Annotated in this window: 5 protein-coding genes; all 5 read right to left on the bottom strand. The window is 41.1% G+C overall.

Annotated elements, in window-relative coordinates; genetic code table 11:
• The coding region (locus D1831_RS13730; RefSeq protein ID WP_158610677.1) for a DEAD/DEAH box helicase family protein at positions 1–954 on the bottom strand (954 nt) is incomplete at its 3' end.
• On the bottom strand, positions 941–1363 hold the full coding sequence (locus tag D1831_RS13735) for a (deoxy)nucleoside triphosphate pyrophosphohydrolase (protein ID WP_125073403.1): 423 nt from the start codon (positions 1361–1363) through the stop codon (positions 941–943). The genes D1831_RS13730 and D1831_RS13735, both read right to left, overlap by 14 nt.
• Before the next feature lie 34 nt (positions 1364–1397).
• A complete protein-coding gene (locus D1831_RS13740; RefSeq protein WP_125073404.1) occupies positions 1398–1706 on the bottom strand; it encodes a nucleotide pyrophosphohydrolase in 309 nt (102 codons plus the stop codon).
• The gene (locus D1831_RS13745) at positions 1687–3510 is read right to left on the bottom strand and encodes a DUF2075 domain-containing protein (protein WP_125073405.1); all 1824 of its coding nucleotides are present in this window, start codon (positions 3508–3510) and stop codon (positions 1687–1689) included. Before D1831_RS13745 ends, D1831_RS13740 begins: the two co-directional genes overlap by 20 nt.
• Positions 3511–3585: 75 nt before the next feature.
• The coding region (locus tag D1831_RS14725) for a hypothetical protein (RefSeq protein ID WP_225422904.1) at positions 3586–4002 on the bottom strand (417 nt) is incomplete at its 5' end.

The following is a 4002-nucleotide window of genomic DNA, read 5'->3' on the forward strand; positions in this document are numbered from 1 at the left end:
AAATTGCTCATCAAACTTATCAGCGGTTTGCTCCCCATATTCAGTCTGAAATTGATCAAAAAAGCCTTCCCGTAAGACTTTTTTGAAGCTATCTAGAGTTTTAGTCAAAATTTGTTCCCGGTGTACGATGTAAAGAAAACGGTGGGGATGATAGGCCTTAACATCAAACGCACCTAAATAGGTTTTTCCTGTTCCAGTGGCAGAAATAATTAATGCCCGCCGAGCTCCTTGCGCTCGAATCTGCTTTAAGTTACTCAATGCATCTTGTTGCATATGATTAGGTTCAATTTGTTGTTTTCCGATTGCATATTGAGTCGTTGTCTCGGATAAGTCTTCCGTGATTTGCAACTTTGGCTTCTCCTCATAGCGAACCCGATATTGGTCGATCCAATGATCCGTCAAAGGCTGAGCTTGGCGCCACTCATCTTCAACCTCTTGTATTAACCGGGCGGTTAAAATCCCATTATCATGAGACGTAAACCTGACATTCCACTCATAATTACGCAATAACGCACCGGAAGTTAAATTAGAACTTCCGATAATAACTGATTGATACTGATCTAATTCGTGATCAAAAATATACCCTTTGGCATGAAAAGCTGCAACATCAGCAATTCGTACTTCAACACTGGGAAGTTTTAAAAGTTCCTGGAAAACCTTTGGTGCATTGAAAGTTAAGTAATCCGCTGTTAGGATGCGTCCATGGATTCCTTTCATTGCTAAATCAGCTAGTTTAACTTTAAGTGCTGCCAATGCGCTTTCAGTTATAAAAGCAATTACAAAAGTATATGATGAACAGTTAGCTAACTCACGCTCAATATGTATTAACATTGAGTCGCCCTTATTATTATAAATAAATTGAGGTGTTAGTTCTTCTGGGCCATTAAATCGTTGATCCACAAAACCGTTAGAAAGTGAATTAGCAATCTTCGTTTGTATGTCAGTTAATTTCATCAAACTTCACCTGTGAAAGATCGGCATCCATTAAAGCATTCGCAATTGCCTGGTCCGCATCTGCCCAATTCAGAGTTTTTAACTGATTTTGTGAAATCCATTCAACTTTGCTATGAGCAATTAGATCAAAATTATGTGTTAGAAACTTCGCGTAATACGCTGTTAAGTTAACTACACCAAAATCATACTCATGACGACTAGTTGCAACTCTATCCCCAACTACAATTTGATCATCAAATTCTTCAATCAATTCACGTACCAGTGCTTGTTGATGCGTCTCACCCGTTTCAACTTTTCCACCTGGAAACTCCCATAACGTTCCTAAGATACGATCATCATTACGTTTTGTGGCTAAAATTTTCCCTTGCTCTAACAATACGGCACCGACTACTGTAATTTGTTTTTTCATCTGTATGCGCCTCAATTCTCAATTATTAAATAACCTATTTTTCCGTCTTCCAGTGTCTCCCCTGATTAAACTTCATCTTGTTAGCGACGATGTCCAACGGATTCACGCCTAATTTTTCGCACATGTAAAACGTGTAAATTAGCGTGTCGGCTAATTCTTCTTCCAAGTGTTTTTCTTCTTCGTCTGTCAGCTTGGTATCGCTGGGCTTCCATTGAAAGATTTCTAAAACTTCACTGGCCTCAAGATTCAGGGAAAGCGCCAAGTCTTTCAAATTGTGGTATTTTTGCCAACCCTTCTTATTTCTAAATTCAATTAAAGCTTGTTCAATCTCTGGATAATCCATTATTGTCCTCCAAAATATGTGTCGTTCCGGCAGCCTTTAATAATTCTGCTTGTAACGCCGCGTCTACCGCGTAGATAAATAACCCGTGAACCCCGCGCGTTAGTAAAACGTTAAGTTCGTTGCGTAATAACTCATTCGCCACGTTGATTTTTTGGCCCTTCCAAGTTCGTTTGTTAGTCGCCTTTTTGTTTTTACTAGCCTTGGGATCAAATATAATTTTTCCGTCACGGTACTTAACCGCCGGCCCAATAATTACACCGGCATAATTTAAGTCAAATCCCTGAATGGTAAAAGTTGATCCAACCTCGTTAATCGTCTGTGCCTGTTCTGCCCAAGCCAATTCCTTATTGCGCTTTGTTTCTTGTTTAGAAACCTTAAGTTGTAAGTTCCACGGCAAACTCCAGTGACCCACCTTTACGCGCCAATAATCATCATCCGCAGGCTTTTTCTTATCCACGTACGGCCAATCAAACGTGGCCAGCATGCGGGATAAACTGGCGTTACCATGGTCGTTTTGTTGATCAAGCAATTTTATCTTTTCATACAATCCTTCGGGAGATTGCGCAACTTTTAACTGATAACTTTCATCATCCGGAATGGTCGCCACCGTTCCCCCAATGACTAGGCTTCTGATCCAGTTGATCGTTTCCCGATTAGCATCCATCCGTTCCTGATCAAGCAGTTCGATCCGGTTCCCCCGGGCCGCCGCGCCGTCTTCTAAGCGTCGCACCGTTTTGTCATCTAAATACTCTTCCGTGGTTAAAATTTGATACTTGTCAAATACGATAATGACAACTTTCGCTAGTTTTAATAAGTCATCCAACTGATTGTTGCCACGATACGACTGTTTTCCCTGGGTCCAAAGTAAATGTGCCTCATCAACTAGCACCACGTCCACCCGCGGCTTCCCCCGTCGCGAATTAATAAAGTGGGTCGGTCGTGATACGATGTCCGCCTGGTCCTTATCTAAACCAAGTTTATGCGCGATGGCTTTATAAACCTTGACTTGTTGTTCATGATTGACCAGCAGGTACACGGAACCGGGACTGACCAATTTACTTCCCGTTAAATCGTAGAATAAGTTACTCAACAAAACCGTTTTCCCGGTACCCGCCTGTCCCGCAATAAAAATAACGGTCGCATCCCCGGTCAATGCCTTGGCTTTGCGCTCGGTTAACGCGGTTTCAACCTTATCAAAAATTTTCAGCTTACTCTCATTTTGTTCCGCGTTTAACGAATGAAACGGTGAAGCTTTAAAAATTGCAGAATTTTCAACCTCCCGCTGTTCGGGAAACATATCCGGTCGCTTCATCCGCAGCGCATACCAGATACCGTCAAAAATGGCGTCAAAACGGTCCGACATGAAATATTTCCGTTGCGGATTGGCGCGCCGATTATTTAGCTGACTAATACTCTCAACACTTAATAAATACATCATGAGGCGATTTTCGATATCCAGCGTCAACGATTTGTTAAAGTAATAATCCCCAATCACCATCATTTGCGCGTGCTCGCTTTTACTCAGAGCAAGCCAATCCGTCCGTTTTTTGGGATCATCTTCTAAATGCTGCCTAGTCCGCCGCTCAATATCACTCGTCTCACCCACGTACACCTTAAATTGTGGCGCTTTACTGCCACGTCTTGAAGCCGCCCGGTCATAAATCAGATAAACCGTGGGATACTCAAAAATCAATTCTTTATCCGTGACGCTTGCTTGTAATTGGCGGCTGTAGTCAACGTTGTAAGGAACAACATCCACGACTGGTTTCATATCCAACTGTTCAGCAATTGTTTTATAGCGCATCATGTCCTCCCTTCATTACACTAAATAGGAATCTAACTAGTAATTGATTAAATCAATTCGTCTGATTAGTCATCCTTAAATACTAATTCCCTGATAAACCTCATCATACATTCTAGTTTGACTAGGATAAATGCAGTTTGTTTCTAAAGAACAGGCTAAGTCACTCTTATTGACTTTTTCCAATATTTTGGTTCGATCTAAATCCAAGTCAAATTTGTGGTTAAGTTCAGCTATAAATTCATCAATGTCCCGTGAAACGTCTCCCAATTCTTGTGCCAGGAAGGCTACTAACGGTGGACACTTAGGCGTTGGTTGGCTTTGATTAATAAACACTGAACCATTTGTTTGGATAGTGCGAATTGACGGAATAGTAAAAATCAATCGAATATACGCATAGTCATCAAATTTAGTTCTTTTTACAAAATCACTTTTAAAGCCAGCATCAATCAGCGACTTCCACGTAAAGAAAACGTCATTAGTTATAAAAGCTAG

Origin of the sequence: Lactiplantibacillus garii, from assembly GCF_003885105.1 — a bacterium.
Classification (GTDB): Bacteria; Bacillota; Bacilli; order Lactobacillales; family Lactobacillaceae; genus Lactiplantibacillus; species Lactiplantibacillus garii.

Bases quoted from the DNA above. Each gene is read 5' to 3' on its own strand.
- D1831_RS13735 (WP_125073403.1), bottom strand. From the start codon at position 1,363: ATGAAAAAACAAATTACAGTAGTCGGTGCCGTATTGTTAGAGCAAGGG.
- D1831_RS13745 (WP_125073405.1), bottom strand. From the start codon at position 3,510: ATGCGCTATAAAACAATTGCTGAACAGTTGGATATGAAACCAGTCGTG.
- D1831_RS13740 (WP_125073404.1), bottom strand. From the start codon at position 1,706: ATGGATTATCCAGAGATTGAACAAGCTTTAATTGAATTTAGAAATAAG.